This is a genomic window from Pseudomonas bananamidigenes, from assembly GCF_001679645.1.
Taxonomy (GTDB): domain Bacteria; phylum Pseudomonadota; class Gammaproteobacteria; order Pseudomonadales; family Pseudomonadaceae; genus Aquipseudomonas; species Aquipseudomonas bananamidigenes.
Genome location: NZ_LRUN01000004.1, coordinates 24,381 through 40,395, shown reverse-complemented (window position 1 = coordinate 40,395; position 16,015 = coordinate 24,381). Strand labels below are relative to the sequence as shown.

Here is a 16,015-nt window from a genome sequence, read left to right as displayed (position 1 = left end):
TCGCTCCCACATGTTTTGTGCCTGAGCATCAGGCTCGTTTCATTCGAGATTACTGCGCCTGATAGATCTGGTCGAACACGCCACCGTCGTTGAAGAATTTCGGTTGTGCGGTTTTCCAGCCGCCGAAGTCCTTGTCGATGGTCACCAGTTCCAGTTTCGGGAACTGCTGGGCGTACTTGGCGGCCACGTCCTTGTCACGCGGGCGGTAGAAGTTCTTCGCCGCGATTTCCTGGCCGGCCGGGCTGTACAGGTGCTTGAGGTAGGCTTCGGCGATCTGCTCGTTGCCCTTCTTCTCGGCGTTCTTGTCGACCACGGCCACCGGTGGTTCGGCGAGGATCGACAGCGAAGGCACGACGATGTCGAACTTGTCCTTGCCGCCGTCCTCTTTCAGCGCCAGGAAGGCTTCGTTTTCCCAGGCCAGCAACACGTCACCCTGGCCGTTGTTGACGAAGGTGATGGTCGAGCCACGGGCGCCGGTGTCCAGCACCGGAACGTGCTTGAACAGGGTCTGTACATATTCCTTGGCTTTCGCTTCGTTGCCGCCGTTGGCTTTGAGGCCGTAGGCCCACGCCGCGAGGAAGTTCCAGCGCGCACCGCCGGAGGTTTTCGGATTCGGCGTGATTACCGATACATCGTTCTTGATCAGGTCACCCCAGTCCTTGATACCTTTCGGGTTGCCCTTGCGCACCAGAAACACGATGGTCGAGGTGTACGGAGTGCTGGCGTCCGGCAAACGCTTCTGCCAGTCGGCCGGCAGGGTCTTGCCGAGCTTGGCGATTTCGTCGATGTCGCCGGCCAGCGCCAGGGTCACGACGTCGGCGCGCAGACCGTCGATCACCGCACGGCCCTGCTTGCCCGAACCTCCGTGGGATTGCTGGATTTTCACGGTGTCGCCGGCATGTTCTGCCTGCCAGTACTTCACGAATTCGGCGTTGTAGTCCTGGTACAGCTCGCGGGTCGGGTCATACGACACGTTGAGCAGCTCGTAATCCTTGGCAACTGCAGAACCGGCAAACACGGCACTGGCCAGAGCGGCCAAAGCGTAACGGCGAATCGACGACATGGTGAAAGCTCCTGGAATTCTTGGTGGTGGCTTTTTCTTATGGATTTCGAAAATCGGGTTGCCTCTAAAGATCACCGCCTGCGCCCGCTCTTGCATTGATCCCCGGCAAGAGCGGGCGCAGGCTGGGATCTTTTTGCGTTCAGCCCGATTTGTTGCCCGGTTGCTGCAGACGGAATTTCTCTTTGCGTTCGATCTGGACGACTTGGGCGTTGTGCACAGTGATCTCCACCGCGCCGAAACGCAGGTCGCGCAAGGCGCTCTGGATTTCACGCAGGATGGTGGTTTCGTCCTGACCGTCAACGCTACGCAGGGATGCGCTCATGGTGCTGCTCCTTTGTATGGGATATGCCTGGCAGTGGCGGCACTGCGTTCGGCGTGGGAGCAATATAAGAGAGGCGCAGATATTCTTAAAAAGACTATTTAAGAATGTTTATATAACTGGAAAACATTATGTGATACAGCAAGGGTTTGCGGCGGATTTGCCCGTTCGCAAACCCGCTGCGCATACCCTTCAGCCGATTGCCGGCGCTCTGGCCCAGTCGATCTGAGCTTCAGGCACCGGCCGCCCGAACCAGTAGCCCTGTCCCAGATCGCATGCCTGTTCGAGCAAAAACGCCGCCTGCTCAGGCTGTTCAATACCCTCGGCATGCACCTGCATGCCCATGCTCCGGGCCAAAGCGATGATCACCCGGACAATCGCGGCATCGTCTTCGTCCCAGGGCAGGCCGGCGACAAAGCCTTGATCGATCTTGAGCTTCTGCACCGGCAGGCGTTTGAGCCGCAAAAGCGACGAATATCCCGTGCCGAAATCATCGATGGCCAGACGAATGCCCAGCTCGCGCAGACGATGCATCTGCTCCAGTGCCACTTCCGGGTCATCCATGACTGCGCTTTCGGTGACTTCCAGCTCCAGATACGCTGGATCAAGCCCGGTGTCATGCAGCACCTTTGCCACCTGTTGATACAACTCGCGGCGCGCAAACAATCGCGACGACACATTCACCGCAACAAACGACAGCACCACTCCGGCCTGCTGCCATTGGCACATCTGCCGACAGGCCTGCTGCATCACCCAGGCATCGATTTCCGAGATCATCCCGGTGCGTTCGGCAATCGGAATGAATTCCGCGGGAGACACAAGGCCACGCTGTGGGTGCTCCCAACGCACCAAGGCCTCGACACCTACCAGGCGGCTGGTCTGCAGGTCGTGAACCGGTTGGTAGTAGACACGTAGCTCCTGTTGCTCCAACGCTCGACGCAATTCGAAGGCAATCTCGACACGTTGCTGGGCGTGGGCGGTCAGTTCTTCGGTGTACAGCGCATAGCCGTTTCGGCCGCTGCTCTTGGCCTTGAACAACGCCGCATCGGCATTGCGCAGCAGTTGCTCGGCACTCAAGGCATCGCTGGGAAACAGACTGATACCGAGGCTGGCGTTAATGAACAATTCGTGGCCGTCGAGGCAGAACGGCTCCTTGAGGGCATCGAGAATGCGTTGGGCCAGGGCTGCGGCCTGCGCAGGCTGTGGACAACTTTCCATCAGCACCGCGAACTCGTCGCCGCCCAGGCGCGCCAGCGTGATGCCTGACCCGAACAGCGCCTGCAAACGCACGGCGACCGACTTGAGCAGGCGATCTCCGATGTTGTGGCCGAGGCTGTCGTTGATCAGTTTGAAGTGGTCCAGATCGATCATCAGCAGCGCGCAACCACGCTTGTGGGTCTGCGCCGAAGCCAGTGCCTGTTCGGCGCGGTCACTGAACAGCAAACGGTTGGGCAGGTCGGTCAACGGGTCGTGGTGGGCAAGGTGCTTGAGTTCATGCTCGGAGTCCTTGATCGCACTGATGTCGGAAAACACTGCCACGTAGTGACTGAGGCGGCCATTATCGTCGCGAATCACCCGGATGGTTTGCCACTGTGGATAAATCTCCCCGCTCTTGCGCCGGTTCCAGATCTCGCCACTCCATTCATCCTGCGCCTGCAAGGTGGCGAACATCGCCTGATAGAACCCCGGCGGATGGTGCCCGGACTTGAAGAGGCTGGGCTGACGGCCAAGCACTTCGTCGTACTGATAACCGGTGATTTCCATGAAGGCTCGATTGACGTGCACGATCAGGCCCTGTCGATCCGTGACCAGCACGCCCTCGCGGGTGCAGTCGAACACCGCGGCGGCCTGGCGCAGGCGTTCGCGATCGGCCTGACGCTCGCGCAACCGGGCACCGATGCCCAGACATTCGAACAGGCGCGCCCGGGCGAGGAAGATCAGCCCGGCACTGAGCGCCACAAAGACATAACCGTTGATCAGTTGCCAACGCACCAGATCAGCAGAGCTATCGAAGAAACTGTTCAATAAATAGCCAGTTCCTTGCAGCCAGACAACGGCAAGAACCAGGTAAAGCAGCGCTGCACGCAAGGCATCGCGGTATGTGGCAGACATTCGGCCGTCCATGTCCCTACAAAAAATGTCGGGATTATAGGTCAAGAAACATCCAGCCATCTCTTATCTGAAAGGGCGACTGGTTTTATCTGTGTGCTTGGTGATAATGCAACGGCTGTTTTTTCTCTATCGAGGGCCCTATAGCCTATGTGGTACGAAGGTTTTCTTGGCTTGTCGGCCTGGTCGCTGGTCGCCGTGACCCTGCTGATGACCCACGTGACGATTGTTGCCGTCACGGTCTATTTGCACCGCTACTCGGCCCATCGCTCTCTGGAGTTGAATGCCGGACTGAAGCATTTTTTCCGTTTCTGGCTGTGGCTGACCACCGCACAGAACACCCGCGAGTGGACCGCCATCCATCGCAAGCACCACGCCAAGTGCGAAACCGAGGATGACCCGCACAGTCCGGTCGTCAAAGGTCTGTCCACGGTGCTGCGCAAAGGTGCCGAGCTGTACCGCGAAGAAGCGCAGAACCCCGAGACCCTGCGCATCTACGGCAAGAACTGCCCGGAAGACTGGATCGAACGCAACCTCTACAGCCGCTATCGCCTGCTGGGCGTGGCGCTCATGGCGGTCGTCGACCTGATGCTGTTCGGCACCATCGGCATCACCATCTGGGCGATCCAGATGATGTGGATCCCGGTCTGGGCCGCCGGCGTGGTCAACGGCCTCGGCCACGCCGTCGGCTACCGCAACTTCGAATGCCGCGATGCCGCGACCAATCTGGTGCCGTGGGGCATCCTGATCGGTGGCGAAGAGCTGCACAACAACCACCATACGTACCCCAACTCGGCCAAACTGTCGGTCAGAAAGTGGGAGTTCGACCTCGGCTGGGCCTGGATCAAGGTTTTCTGTTTCCTGCGCCTGGCCAGGGTACAACGGGTCGCTCCGATCGCTCACCGCGTGGCAGGCAAGGGCAGTCTCGACATGGACACCGCCATGGCGATCCTCAACAACCGTTTCCAGATCATGGCCCAGTACCGCAAGCTGGTGATCGGGCCGCTGGTCAAGCAGGAACTGGCCAAGGTAGATCATTCGGTACGTCACCAGTTCCACCGCGCCAAGCGTCTGCTCTCCCGTGAAACCAGCCTGCTCGAGGATCGTCATCACGCACGCATCCAGAACATGCTCGAACACAGCCAGGCGCTGAAGGTAATTTACGAAAAACGCCTGGCCCTGCAGCAGATCTGGGTCAAGACCAGCGCAAATGGCCACGACATGCTCGCGGCCATCAAGGAATGGGTACACGAGGCGGAGGCCAGTGGTATCCAGTCCCTGCGTGAATTCGCCGATCAGTTGAAAACCTACTCGCTACGCCCTGCCTGATTGTGGCGCGGAGCTTGCTCCCGCGAAGGCTGCACAGCAAACGCAAAAGCTGACGACGTGTTTTCTCCGGAACACGTCGTCACTACCGCCCGGCGGGAGCAAACTCCCTCTCCACGAAAGCGCGGAACTTCACCCGCGATCCCCTATCTCAAAGACACTTCGCCACTCTGGCGGGCTATCCCGTGGCCGTTGTCGACTTCCCGGCACGCCCTTTGAGATCCGTGTCGATGGTCAACAACAATCAAAAAGACTCGTCCCCTCCCCAGTGGCCAGAAGCCGCGCAAACCTTGATGGCATTGATGCACGCACAGGGCGAAGTCGCGCGCCTGAGCGAACGCGAACAGTTGTTCAGCTCGCTGCTGGTCAGTGTCAACGCCGTGCTTTGGGCCTTCAACTGGGAAACCCGTCAGGTGCTGTACGTCAGCCCCGCCTATGAGCGGATTTTCGGCCGCTCGGCTGCGCTGTTACTGGCCGACTACAACCAGTGGCGCGACAGCATCTACCCCGAAGACCTCGAATATGCCGAACGCAGCCTCGCCGAAGTGCTGCACAAGGGCGCAGTGGAAGACCGCGAATACCGGATCATCGATGCCGACGGCCAGGTACGCTGGATCAGCGACAAGTGCTTCATCAACCGCCAGGAAGATCCGGAACAACCGGTGATCATCGTCGGTCTCGCCGAAGACATCACCGAAAAGAAACAGATGGAAAGCGAGCTGCAGCGCCTGGCCACCACTGACGTTCTGACCCAGAGCAGCAACCGCCGGCACTTCTTCGAGTGCGCCAATCGCGAGTTTGAAGAGGCTCGCCTCCAGGGCGCGCCATTGGCGTTCCTGCTGCTGGACATCGATGATTTCAAGGTGATCAACGACACCCATGGCCATCCGGAAGGCGACAACGTTCTGCAACGGATTGCTGAATGCGGACGTGCCTCATTGCGCCGGGGTGACCTGTTCGGACGGATTGGAGGCGAGGAATTCGCAGCAGTGTTTCCAGGCTGTGCGCCGGACATGGCGATGCAAGTGGCCGAGCGTCTGCAACGGGAAATTCAGCGTCTGAGTTTCAGCCAGGGTGAACAGGCGTTCGGCATCACGGTCAGCCAGGGCCTGACCAGCCTCACCCCGGAAGACGAGAATCTCGACGCCCTGTTCGCCCGGGCCGATGCGGCGATGTATGAAGCCAAGCGTCAGGGCAAGAACAGGATCATCTCGGCCTGACACCGGTTTTTCGACTCGACACAAAACCCTGTGGAAGCCGGGCTTGCCCGCTTCCGCAGGTTATTTGCGCATCCGCGTCAGCTCCGGCAACCCAATCTTCAGCAATCGCGCCGTGCGGCTCTTCGCCAGTTCTTCTACGCCCTCATGCTCGGTCAGCCGCGCCATCTGCGCCGCCATGTTCATCACCAGCGCTTCGCGTGAGTAGACCCCGCCACCGAGCTGATAGACCGAGGCAATCAACTCGCGCAACTCCAGCGGCAGGCGCCAGCGGGTACGCAGCGCCGAGCCGTACGCCGCACCGAATTCGGCCAGCGCATCGCCGATTTCCTCCAGCTCGTCCAGCTCGCCGCCCGCCTGCTTCCACTCTTGCAGACAGCGCAACAACGCCAGATCACCGAGACGATGCAACATTCCCGCGCAATAGCAGCGCTCCTGATCGAGGTCGAGCAGACGTGCCAGGGTGCGCGCATATTCGGCGGTGTGCAGCGACAGTCCCCAATAGCGCTCGGCGTAGTCCGCGAGGCACGGATCGCTGAGCCTGGCGCTGCGCTTGAGGGCCAGGCCGAGAATCAGGTTCATGCTCTGCCCGGTGCCCAGACGATGCAGCGCCTGGGCCAGCGTCTGTACCGCGGCACCATGATGTTGCGCAGCGCTGTTGGCGGCGGCGATCAACACCGCCGTGATTTGCGGATCGGTGCGGATTTCCTCTTCCAGCAGTTTCAGATCAAGCCCGTCGGGATGGAGACTGCGCTTGACCGCCAACTGCACGTCAGTCATCAGCGGTGCGCCATCGGCCTGCTCACGGCGACGCTCAAGGAATACCGACAAGGTCATGCCCGGCGCCAATGCAGGCACTTCGCAGAACACTTCCTGGCCGGCATCGAGCAGCAACCCTTGCAGGCGCTCGGTGAGGTTTTCCATGTTCAGGGGTTTGGCCAGGTAGGCCGTCGGCGCCAGCGGCAGGGCTTCACGCACACTGGCGCTGTCGTTGCGACTGCTCATCAGAATGAAGGGCAGCGGCGGATTGCGTTTGCGCTGGCGGACACTGCGCAACACGTTCAAGCCATCGACGCCGGGCAACTCCCAGTCGACGATGGCCAGGTCATAAGGCACTTCACTGAGCAGAGACATCGCCTCCTGGCCATCGGCGCACAGATCCAGCCGCGCATCGCAGCGCACGTTCAGCAGAACCTGTTTGAGCAAGTCGCGGGACCACGGATCGGCCTCGGCAATCAGGACTCGGGGTACAGCGGGTAATTCGACGGCTGACATGCTCGCCCTCCCTTGCAATGCTTCAACCTTAGCCAATGCTGGCGCTTCGATACAGCCCGAACGCACAGGATGTGTTTCAACAGGCGTAAAAAAACCCGCCGAAGCGGGTTTTTGTTGAACCGATCACACAGTACCCGGACTTACAGTTCCGAGAAGCACTCTTCGATGATCGCCAGACCTTTGTCCAGCTGCTCATCCGGCGAGGTCAGCGGAACCAGTACGCGCAGTACGTTGCCGTAAGTGCCGCAGGACAGCAGGATCAGGCCCTTTTCACGCGCCTTGGCCACAATGGCAGCGACTGCGGTCGGGTTCGGCTTGTGGCTGTCGCCATTTTCGAACAGCTCGACGGCAATCATCGCACCCAGGGCACGCACTTCACCGATGACTTTCGGATACTTGGCCTGGATACCCTTCAGACCGGTTACCAGACGCTCACCGACAGCCTTGCAGCGATCCAGCAGTTTCTCTTCTTCGAACACTTCCATCACGGCCAGGGCCGCAGCGCAAGCGATCGGGCTACCGGCGTAGGTGCCGCCCAGACCGCCTGGCGCGATGGCGTCCATGTATTCGGCCTTGCCGCACACACCGGCCAGCGGGAAGCCACCAGCGATGGATTTGGCGAACGTGGTCAGATCGGCGGCAACGCCCATCTGTTCCATGGCGAAGAACGTGCCGGTACGGCCGGCGCCGGTCTGCACTTCGTCAGCGATCAGCAGAATGCCGTGCTGGTCGCACAGGGCACGCAGACGCTTCATGAATTCCTTGGGCGCAACGTAGAAACCACCTTCACCCTGAACAGGCTCGATGATGATCGCGGCAATGTCTTTCGGCTCGGCGTCGTTCTTGAAGATGCGCTCGATCGAAGCGATCGAATCGTCGATGCTCACGCCGTGCAGTTCGTTCGGGTACAGCGCGCGGAAGATGCCGCCTGGCATCAGGCCCATGCCGGCCGAGTAAGGTACGACTTTACCGGTCAGACCCAGGGTCATCATGGTACGACCGTGGTAGGCACCGGTGAAAGCGATCACGCCGGCGCGGCCAGTGGCGGCACGGGCGATCTTCACGGCGTTTTCGACGGCTTCGGAACCGGTGGTCACCAGCAGGGTTTTCTTGGCGAAGTGGCCCGGCACGCGTGCGTTGATTTTTTCGCACAGCTCGACATACGGTTCGTAGGCCAGAACCTGGAAGCAGGTGTGGGTCAGCTTGTTCAGTTGCTCGGTCACGGCGGCGATGACTTTCGGGTGCACGTGGCCGGTGTTCAGCACGGCGATACCGCCGGCGAAGTCGATGAACTCGCGACCTTCGACGTCGGTCACGGTCGCATTCTTCGCAGAATCGGCGAAGATCGGGTGAATCTGGCCGACACCGCGTGGAACAGCAGCGGTACGACGGGCCATCAAGTCAGCGTTAGTCTTGCTCATTACAGTCCTCATTCACCGCTCATCGGGCGGCGTGGTTCAAGGATTAAGCGCAAGGATTGGCGGTGACAGCATGCGATGATCGACTGCCACGGCGTTCCCGGCCGCAGAGAAAATTCCGGTTTGAAACGACGCAAAGGGACAGCGCTCTCGTGCCCTTTGCGTTTACAGCGATCTTCTACCGGGCTCAGATGCCCAGGCAGAGGTATTTGATTTCCAGGTAATCCTCGATGCCGTACTTGGAGCCTTCACGGCCCAGGCCGGAGGCCTTGATGCCGCCGAACGGCGCGACTTCGTTGGAGATCAGCCCGGTATTGACGCCGACCATGCCGTATTCCAGGGCTTCCGCCACACGGAACACACGGCCCAGGTCGCGAGCGTAGAAGTAGGAAGCCAGACCGAATTCGGTGTCGTTCGACATCGCGATCACTTCCGCTTCGTCTTTGAAGCGGAACAGTGGCGCCAGCGGGCCGAAGGTCTCTTCCTTGGCCACAGCCGCGTCTTTCGGCACGTTGGTCAGGATGGTCGGCTCGAAGAAGTTGCCTTCCATTTGCTTGCCACCGGCCAGCACGGTAGCGCCTTTGCCTACCGCGTCAGCGATGTGCTCCTGCACCTTGGCCACGGCTTTCTCGTCGATCAGCGGGCCGGTTGTTGTGCCCTCTTCCAGACCGTTGCCGATCTTCAGCTTGGCGACGGCCGCTTTCAGTTTCTCGGCGAAAGCGTCGTAGACCGAATCCTGAATGTACAGACGGTTGGCGCAGACGCAGGTCTGACCGTTGTTGCGGTATTTGGAAATGATCGCGCCTTCGACGGCCTTATCCAGATCCGCGTCGTCGAACACGATGAACGGCGCGTTGCCGCCCAGCTCCAGGGAGACTTTCTTGATGTCGTTGGCGCATTCCGACATCAGCTGACGACCGATTTCGGTCGAACCGGTGAAGGACAGTTTGCGCACGATCGGGTTGCCGGTCAGCTCGCTGCCGATGTCGCCGGCACTGCCGGACACCACGCTGAAAACACCTTTGGGGATACCGGCGCGCTGGGCCAGTTCGGCCAGGGCGAAAGCGGAGAACGGGGTTTGCGAAGCAGGCTTGAGCACCATGGTGCAACCGGCGGCCAGCGCAGGGCCCGCTTTACGGGTAATCATTGCCGCCGGGAAGTTCCACGGGGTGATGGCGGCGGTCACGCCGATCGGTTGTTTGATCACGATCAGGCGCTTGTCAGGCTGGTGGCCTGGAATCACGTCACCGTAGATACGCTTGGCTTCTTCGGCGAACCACTCGATGAACGAAGCGGCGTAAACGATTTCACCCTTGGCTTCGGCCAGCGGCTTGCCTTGTTCGAGGGTCATCAGGCGAGCCAGGTCGTCCTGGTTCTCGATGATCAGTTCGAACCAGCGACGCAGTTTGCCTGCACGTTCCTTGGCGGTCAGTGCGCGCCAGGCCGGCAAGGCCTTGTCGGCAGCCTCGATGGCACGGCGGGTTTCGGCAGCGCCCATCTTTGGCACGGTGCCAAGGATTTCGCCGGTGGCCGGGTTGTTGACCTTGATCGTCTGACCGTTGTCCGCGTCGACCCAAGCGCCATCGATGAAGGCTTGCTGGCGGAACAACTGGGTGTCTTTAAGCTGCATGTCGGCTTTCCTTAACAGCACCGCGACCAGCGCGGAGCAAAATTATGATTGTAGAAAGGCGCCTCGCAAGGCTGCCGTCAGGGAAATCATTCAACGGGCTGGAGCACCTCAATGGTGCACGGTTGCAAACACGTGCGGCTCGGTACCCGATCAAAGAGCGTTTGAAATCTCAAACGGATCCTAGGATCAAAGGGGGTAAAGGACAATAGGTCGTTCGAAAAAAAGAACAAAAACACCGCTATTGCTGAACATTTCGGATCAGCGTGCATGCGTTGACGTTCCCTGCCGGCGCCGAACGGCAGGGGACGAGGCGTAATGACTACTTGTTCTGAAACGACTGGAGAACCGTCAACAGGCTGGTCAGGTTGTCGGCAACCCCGGTCTGCCCCACTTTTTCCGTCGCACCGGCACTCGCCGTGGTATCCAGGCTGTAGATCTGCATCACACCCTGGTTGGTCGCCGCCTGCCCCAGGGTGTTCTGTTGCTGCTGGGCGCTGACAGCGTTCTCGAACAGAATGCCGGTCGAATGCGCCATGCTCTGGTAGACGCTGCCCATCGCCATGGCTGGCGCCTCGGCGACAACCTTGACGCTGCTCTGGGTGACCGCATCGGTAATCTGATCATTCACGGTTGCCATCTTCCGACTCCTTTCAAGGGACAGTGGATGTTGCAAATATTGCTCAGGCGCCCGAGGTACGCTCAGGATGACTGACGTTGAACCGGGCGATGCTCTGATCGATTCGCTCGAGAGCCTGGTTCACTCCGTCGGCGTCCAGCACGCCGCTCGCCGCGGCCACCGCCGCAGCGCCACCCACCAGAAGATGGGTATTCAAGGCGCCAAGCGCACTTTCGGTGGCGGCATCGAGGTCGTCCTCGATGATGCTCTCGGTCATCTTGCGCAGCAGCACGCCTTGCGAGGCCAGGGCGAGTTTGGTAACTCCGTCGAAATAACTCGCCGCCGATTGCGCCACCAACCCGCTGGCCTGTCGGACCAGCAGTTCCGACCCCAACTGCGCCAGGGCGGGCGCATGGGAAGCAAGCTGAGCATTGAGCAGGTTCACCGCTTCGACAATCTGGCGGTTCAAGGCTTCGGCGCCCACGCCATCGGCCGATTGCTTGAGCAAGTGCTCATTGAGCGACTCGAGCAACGCCGTCGCTGCGGCGGCAGGGTCGACTGTCGGTTGCTCCACGTTTTCGCCCTGCGCGTTTTCCCCGGCCATCAGGATCGCCCTCCCACCGACAGAATCTGCTGCACGGCGGCTGCAACCGTTGCATTACCGATGATATTCATCGCTTGCTGATGGCTGACCGCGTTCTGCAGCGCCAGACTGACCGCATGGCCGGTGACCTGGGTCAGCGTGGCGATGGCCGTGGCCGGTGCGCAACCGACGACCTGTACGTTCGACTGGGTGACGGAGTCGGTGATTTGAGGATTGACGACGCTCATGCTGTTCTCCCTGAGTAAGGCGATCGAGAAACCCGCCGCAGGAAAACAATAGAACAGCTGCGCCAAACTGCCACGAGAGCGTTTTGCAGGACGTTACAGCCTTTTGGAATGCGCCCCGGACCCGACACAAACACTGACAATGGCCCGGCAAAAACCGGCATGGACGCCCCGAGCCGACCTAGGTATGATGTCGCCCGCTGCACCAGTAGCTCAGCTGGATAGAGTACTGCCCTCCGAAGGCAGGGGTCGTGGGTTCGAATCCCGCCTGGTGCGCCATGAACAGAACGAAAAAGCCCCGGACTGCAAGGCCCGGGGCTTTTTTGTGTCTGCCGACTGACGACTCACTCCGTCGTCCAGTCAAACTCGTCGTACTCATCATCGTCTTCTCCGTCCTCGATCCACTCCTCATCGAGAACGTCGTCCTCCGGATCTTCCTCAGCCTGCCTGGCCAGAAGAAACTCCTTGCGACTCTCCGTCACTGCCCGCCGCAGTTCCTCACCCTTCACCGGGCAGTTGAGCATTTGGGCGATGCGGTCGATTTTTTGGGCCACGGCATCCTCCAGCGCATCGGCAATGCCCCGATAGTGCGCGTTTTTGCAGGGCAATGCCAAATGGCTGGACGATCAACCGGTCAGTTCTGGCGAATTTGTTCCAGACGCAGGTCCAGATTCACGCTCGGGTAACGCTTGTGCAGATTGTTGTACAGCGTATCCGCCGCCTGTGATTGACCGGATTCGCGCAGGCGAATGACTTCGCGCAGTTGCTCATCCAGGCCATTGGCCGGGGCGGCGGCGCGTTTGCTGGCTTTCGCTTCTTCTGCCCTGTCGGCGCTGATCGATTCGCTTTGCATCGGCGCAGCCATTTCCGCCATCGGAGCAGGCGCGGGTGCGGACAGCGCGCCCGTGGGAGCCGATAATTTCCGGGCGTCCGTGGTTTCCTTGCGAGCCAACGGTGCAGCCGGTCTGGCGGCAGGGGCAACATCGTAACGGGCCTCGGGTTCCGGAGCGCGTTGCACCAACGACAGCATCAACGCAATGCCGACCAGACTGGCGAAGGCCACCTGGTAGCGCGGTGTCTGGCAGATCCTGAGCCAGCGTTGCCACAGGTTTGCTTTGGGCACCGAAGCCTGGCGATGCGCGGCATCGAGAATCAACGCATCGAGATTCGCCGGCGGTTCGCCGTCCTGTTGCTCGCGAAAGTGCTTGAGTACTTGCTCCTCGGGTGTCTGGCGAATGTCCGTCATGTCAGTACCTCCTCGGCCAGCAGCCGACGCAGTTTTTGCTGGGCGTAGCGCAAGCGGCTCTTGACGGTTTCCAGCGGTGTTTCGGTAAGACTGGCGATTTGCGCCAGATCGAGATCGCCCTGGGCACGCAGCAGGAACACTTCACGCTGCTCGGCAGGCAAGGCTTGCAGCGCGCAGTCGAGGCGTTGGCTATCGCGGCTCAGGCTCAACAGTTGCTCGGGGTCGCTCGCATCATCACTGACCGCATGGGTCTGCTCGTCGTAGCTGTCGTGCAGCGGTTGCCGGGTACCGTGCTTGCGCCAATGGTCGATCAGGCGATTGCGGGCAATCTGGAACAGCCAGGTACGAAAAGTCGCCCGGCCTTGTGGCTGACTGTCACTGCGGATCAGGCTCAGCCAGGTTTCCTGATACACCTCTTCGGCCAGCTCCGGCTTGCCGCTCAAACCGAGCAGAAACCGGTACAGACTCTGGCGATGCCGGGCATAGAGGATTTCGAACGCCTTGCCCTCGCCCTCGCGATAACGGGCCAGCAACGATTCGTCGCTGCTGGCCTCAAGGTTGTCGGCGCTGGCAAACAGCTGGCTGATAAAGCCCTTCAGACGGCTCACTATTCAACCCGTCGCTCGGTTGGCAGCGTATTGGAAGCGATCGAGGCCCGCAGACTCTGTGCCAGCTCCACCAGTTGCACGAATTCGTTGCGCAGGCCGAATCGGTCATCGCCCCGGGCACCGCGAGCAAGGGTTTCGGTGTCCTTGAGGCTGAAATCACCGGTGTAACGACCGTCCTTGAGTTGCTGGGAGAACGCAGCAACGGCGGCGGCAAAACGCAGGTCTTCGCTGGCCGGTACAACCTGGCTGGCAATCGGTCGCTCGATCAGCAGACTTTTCCCACCCTCAGGCTTTTGATATCGCACACGCAGCATTGCCAATTCTCCGCTCTTTCCGGAAGCAACCGACTCCGATTGACCGTAGCGCAGCGGCTCCAGCCAGCCCTTCTCGCCTGTCGGGACAATTTCATACAGCGCCGTCACCGTATGCCCTGCACCGATTTCACCGGCATCGACCTTGTCATTACTGAAGTCCTCACGCTTGAGTGCGCGGTTTTCGTAACCGAGCAGCCGGTATTCACTGACCTGCGCCGGGTTGAATTCCACCTGCAACTTGACGTTTTTCGCCACCACGGCGAGGGTCGAACCCAACTGATCCACCAATACCTTGCGCGCCTCGCGCAGGTTGTCGATGTAGGCGTAGTTGCCGTCCCCGGCATCCGCCAGTTGCTCCATCAGGTGTTCATTGTAGTTATCCACACCGAAACCCAGGGTGGTCAGGGAAATACCGGTCTTGCGTTTATCCACAGCCATCTGCTTGAGGCTGTCGAAGTCGCTGACGCCGACGTTGAAGTCACCGTCGGTGGCCAGCAGGATGCGGTTGATCCCTTTGGCGATGAATGCTTGTTGCGCCATCTGGTAGGCCATTTCTATGCCGGAAGCGCCAGCGGTCGAGCCTCCCGCAGTCAACTGCTCAATGGCCGTGCGAATTTTCGCCTTTTCCCGTCCGGAGGTCGGCCCCAGCACCACTCGCGACTCGCCGGCATACACCACCAGCGACACGCGATCCTGCTCACGCAATTGATCGACCAGCAACTTCAGGGTGCTTTTGACCAGCGGCAGCCCCTCACGACGATCCATCGAGCCGGATACGTCCACCAGAAATACCAGATTGGCCGGTGCCAGTTCCGCCACCGAGCGGTCGGAGGCCTTGATGCCGATGCGCAACAAACGGGTGTGCGGATTCCACGGCGTCGCGGCCAGCTCCGTGGTCACGCCGAAGGGTGATCCGTCGGTGGGCAGCGCATGGTCGTAGGGAAAGTAATTGACCATCTCCTCCAGCCGAACCGCGCCTTCTGGTGGCAAACGACCCTGATTGAGCAGTCGGCGAACGTTGGCATAGGCACCGGTGTCGACGTCGGCGCTGAAGGTCGAGACGGGTGTTTCGGCAACACTGTGGATCGGGTTATCGGCCAGGTTGGCATATTGCTCGCGCGGCTCGGCGCGATAGCCCTGTGGATAACTTTCCCCTGCAGGCGTCGGGGCGAAACTGGCCATCGGCGCCACGAGCGCACTGCGTTTGGCCAGCGTGCGATCAGCCTTGAGCGCTTCGTGCTGCACCGAAGGACTGGATTCGGCCTGTGCCGGTGGTGGCACGGCAGCCGATTCCGGACTGGAGGAAACACCGCAACCGGCGACGACCAACAGCACACCGGCAGCCAGGGGTCGCAGAAGCATCGAAGAAAGAGACATGGGGGCTGACCTCGAGGAAGAATTGATCCATTCAACCTCTGAGACGGGCAGCCCTTTCAGTTCGGGTTAAACGCCGCTGAATATTTTTCAGCGGTGATAACGCCGAACCGCACTGCTGTTGCGCAGCACATGACCTTTGATCTTTTCCAGCAACTGGGCGCGGGTCAGGCCGGCCGGCAACGCATCGGGGGCCAGGTCCAGGGCGTAGATCTGAATGATGTAGTGATGGGCACTGTCACCGGTCGGCGGGCACGGGCCGACATAGGTGGTCGTGCCTTTGCTGTTGGTCCCGCCGACGCCTTCGAAGGTCGGCTTGGTGCCGATACCGGCCGGGATCTGCCGGGTCGTGGCCTTGATGCCGTAATGAACCCAGTGATCGACACCCAGGCCTTTCTGGCCGTCCGGATCATGCATCACGATGGCATAGCTCTGGGTGGCGGCCGGGCCGGCGTTCCAGCTCAGCGCCGGGGACAGGTTCTTGCCGCCGCAACCGGCAGCGTCGCTGGCGGCGGCTGCGGTGAACAGACGATTGTCCGAAACACCGGGAATGCTGAGAGTGAAGCGTTCCTGGGCCTGCGCCGGGAACTGCACGCAAAGGGCGACGGCAACGGCCGCCAGCCAAGGGTTGAGAGAGGTCAATCGGGTCATCCGGGAGCACCTTGTGCAGTT

At 60.5% G+C, this 16,015-nt stretch carries 16 protein-coding genes and 1 tRNA gene; 3 read left to right on the top strand and 14 right to left on the bottom strand.

The features are described 5' to 3' along the window. Positions 1-49: 49 nt before the first annotated feature. The 3 genes from BBF94_RS02510 to dibA form a co-directional block, all read right to left on the bottom strand. On the bottom strand, positions 50-1,063 hold the full coding sequence (locus BBF94_RS02510) for a sulfate ABC transporter substrate-binding protein (RefSeq protein WP_065257482.1): 1,014 nt from the start codon (positions 1,061-1,063) through the stop codon (positions 50-52). 139 nt (positions 1,064-1,202) lie between these two features. Next, positions 1,203-1,385, bottom strand: coding sequence for a sulfur starvation response protein OscA (oscA, locus tag BBF94_RS02505; protein ID WP_065257481.1), 183 nt, complete (start codon positions 1,383-1,385; stop codon positions 1,203-1,205). Between the two features lie 189 nt (positions 1,386-1,574). Next, positions 1,575-3,494: a phosphodiesterase DibA gene (gene dibA / locus BBF94_RS02500; protein WP_065257480.1), complete on the bottom strand. Its 1,920-nt coding sequence runs from the start codon at positions 3,492-3,494 to the stop codon at positions 1,575-1,577. Between the two features lie 147 nt (positions 3,495-3,641). Here dibA and desA point away from each other — a divergent pair, with 147 nt between their 5' ends. Together desA and BBF94_RS02490 are read left to right on the top strand one after the other, a co-directional pair. Beyond that, entirely contained in the window at positions 3,642-4,820 is a 1,179-nt protein-coding gene (desA, locus tag BBF94_RS02495; protein WP_065257479.1) for a delta-9 fatty acid desaturase DesA, read from the top strand. A 227-nt stretch (positions 4,821-5,047) separates the two neighbouring features. Further along, on the top strand, positions 5,048-6,037 hold the full coding sequence (locus tag BBF94_RS02490; protein WP_065257478.1) for a GGDEF domain-containing protein: 990 nt from the start codon (positions 5,048-5,050) through the stop codon (positions 6,035-6,037). 60 nt (positions 6,038-6,097) lie between these two features. On the opposite strand, the gene BBF94_RS02485 is transcribed toward BBF94_RS02490, so the two are convergent. From BBF94_RS02485 to BBF94_RS02460, 6 genes are all read right to left on the bottom strand, one after another. Further along, positions 6,098-7,309, bottom strand: coding sequence for a response regulator (locus BBF94_RS02485; protein ID WP_065257477.1), 1,212 nt, complete (start codon positions 7,307-7,309; stop codon positions 6,098-6,100). Positions 7,310-7,449: 140 nt separating this feature from the next. Beyond that, positions 7,450-8,730 carry a 4-aminobutyrate--2-oxoglutarate transaminase gene (gene gabT, locus BBF94_RS02480; RefSeq protein WP_065257476.1) on the bottom strand — a complete coding sequence of 427 codons (1,281 nt, stop codon included), beginning with the start codon at positions 8,728-8,730 and terminating at the stop codon, positions 7,450-7,452. 184 nt (positions 8,731-8,914) lie between these two features. Continuing rightward, positions 8,915-10,357: an NADP-dependent succinate-semialdehyde dehydrogenase gene (gabD, locus tag BBF94_RS02475; protein ID WP_065257475.1), complete on the bottom strand. Its 1,443-nt coding sequence runs from the start codon at positions 10,355-10,357 to the stop codon at positions 8,915-8,917. 319 nt (positions 10,358-10,676) lie between these two features. Beyond that, positions 10,677-10,994: a RebB family R body protein gene (locus BBF94_RS02470; RefSeq protein ID WP_065257474.1), complete on the bottom strand. Its 318-nt coding sequence runs from the start codon at positions 10,992-10,994 to the stop codon at positions 10,677-10,679. 43 nt (positions 10,995-11,037) lie between these two features. After that, the gene (locus BBF94_RS02465) at positions 11,038-11,577 is read right to left on the bottom strand and encodes a hypothetical protein (RefSeq protein WP_065257473.1); all 540 of its coding nucleotides are present in this window, start codon (positions 11,575-11,577) and stop codon (positions 11,038-11,040) included. After that, positions 11,577-11,804 carry a RebB family R body protein gene (locus BBF94_RS02460; RefSeq protein ID WP_065257472.1) on the bottom strand — a complete coding sequence of 76 codons (228 nt, stop codon included), beginning with the start codon at positions 11,802-11,804 and terminating at the stop codon, positions 11,577-11,579. Before BBF94_RS02460 ends, BBF94_RS02465 begins: the two co-directional genes overlap by 1 nt. A gap of 199 nt (positions 11,805-12,003) precedes the next feature. On the opposite strand from BBF94_RS02460, the gene BBF94_RS02455 reads away from it, so the two are divergent. Then, a tRNA-Arg gene (locus tag BBF94_RS02455) sits at positions 12,004-12,080 on the top strand. A gap of 65 nt (positions 12,081-12,145) precedes the next feature. Here the strand turns inward: BBF94_RS02455 and BBF94_RS02450 are convergent. The 5 genes from BBF94_RS02450 to BBF94_RS02430 form a co-directional block, all read right to left on the bottom strand. Next, a complete protein-coding gene (locus tag BBF94_RS02450; protein WP_225875033.1) occupies positions 12,146-12,415 on the bottom strand; it encodes a hypothetical protein in 270 nt (89 codons plus the stop codon). A 20-nt stretch (positions 12,416-12,435) separates the two neighbouring features. Continuing rightward, positions 12,436-13,047, bottom strand: coding sequence for a hypothetical protein (locus BBF94_RS02445; protein WP_065257470.1), 612 nt, complete (start codon positions 13,045-13,047; stop codon positions 12,436-12,438). Next, positions 13,044-13,625: an RNA polymerase sigma factor gene (locus BBF94_RS02440; protein WP_225875035.1), complete on the bottom strand. Its 582-nt coding sequence runs from the start codon at positions 13,623-13,625 to the stop codon at positions 13,044-13,046. Before BBF94_RS02440 ends, BBF94_RS02445 begins: the two co-directional genes overlap by 4 nt. Positions 13,626-13,654: 29 nt before the next feature. Continuing rightward, positions 13,655-15,346, bottom strand: a complete 1,692-nt coding sequence (locus BBF94_RS02435) for a vWA domain-containing protein (RefSeq protein WP_065257468.1) — start codon at positions 15,344-15,346, stop codon at positions 13,655-13,657. An 87-nt stretch (positions 15,347-15,433) separates the two neighbouring features. Further along, positions 15,434-15,994 (bottom strand): YbhB/YbcL family Raf kinase inhibitor-like protein, encoded by a 561-nt coding sequence (locus BBF94_RS02430; protein WP_065257467.1) that lies wholly within the window; start codon positions 15,992-15,994, stop codon positions 15,434-15,436. Positions 15,995-16,015 lie beyond the last annotated feature (21 nt).

Coding starts and splice junctions, on each gene's coding strand:
- BBF94_RS02465 (WP_065257473.1), bottom strand. CDS start 11,577: ATGGCCGGGGAAAACGCGCAGGGCGAAAACGTGGAGCAACCGACAGTC.
- BBF94_RS02510 (WP_065257482.1), bottom strand. CDS start 1,063: ATGTCGTCGATTCGCCGTTACGCTTTGGCCGCTCTGGCCAGTGCCGTG.
- oscA (WP_065257481.1), bottom strand. CDS start 1,385: ATGAGCGCATCCCTGCGTAGCGTTGACGGTCAGGACGAAACCACCATC.
- BBF94_RS02430 (WP_065257467.1), bottom strand. CDS start 15,994: ATGACCCGATTGACCTCTCTCAACCCTTGGCTGGCGGCCGTTGCCGTC.
- BBF94_RS02445 (WP_065257470.1), bottom strand. CDS start 13,047: ATGACGGACATTCGCCAGACACCCGAGGAGCAAGTACTCAAGCACTTT.
- BBF94_RS02490 (WP_065257478.1), top strand. CDS start 5,048: ATGGTCAACAACAATCAAAAAGACTCGTCCCCTCCCCAGTGGCCAGAA.
- BBF94_RS02460 (WP_065257472.1), bottom strand. CDS start 11,804: ATGAGCGTCGTCAATCCTCAAATCACCGACTCCGTCACCCAGTCGAAC.
- gabD (WP_065257475.1), bottom strand. CDS start 10,357: ATGCAGCTTAAAGACACCCAGTTGTTCCGCCAGCAAGCCTTCATCGAT.
- gabT (WP_065257476.1), bottom strand. CDS start 8,730: ATGAGCAAGACTAACGCTGACTTGATGGCCCGTCGTACCGCTGCTGTT.
- desA (WP_065257479.1), top strand. CDS start 3,642: ATGTGGTACGAAGGTTTTCTTGGCTTGTCGGCCTGGTCGCTGGTCGCC.
- dibA (WP_065257480.1), bottom strand. CDS start 3,494: ATGTCTGCCACATACCGCGATGCCTTGCGTGCAGCGCTGCTTTACCTG.
- BBF94_RS02485 (WP_065257477.1), bottom strand. CDS start 7,309: ATGTCAGCCGTCGAATTACCCGCTGTACCCCGAGTCCTGATTGCCGAG.
- BBF94_RS02435 (WP_065257468.1), bottom strand. CDS start 15,346: ATGTCTCTTTCTTCGATGCTTCTGCGACCCCTGGCTGCCGGTGTGCTG.
- BBF94_RS02470 (WP_065257474.1), bottom strand. CDS start 10,994: ATGGCAACCGTGAATGATCAGATTACCGATGCGGTCACCCAGAGCAGC.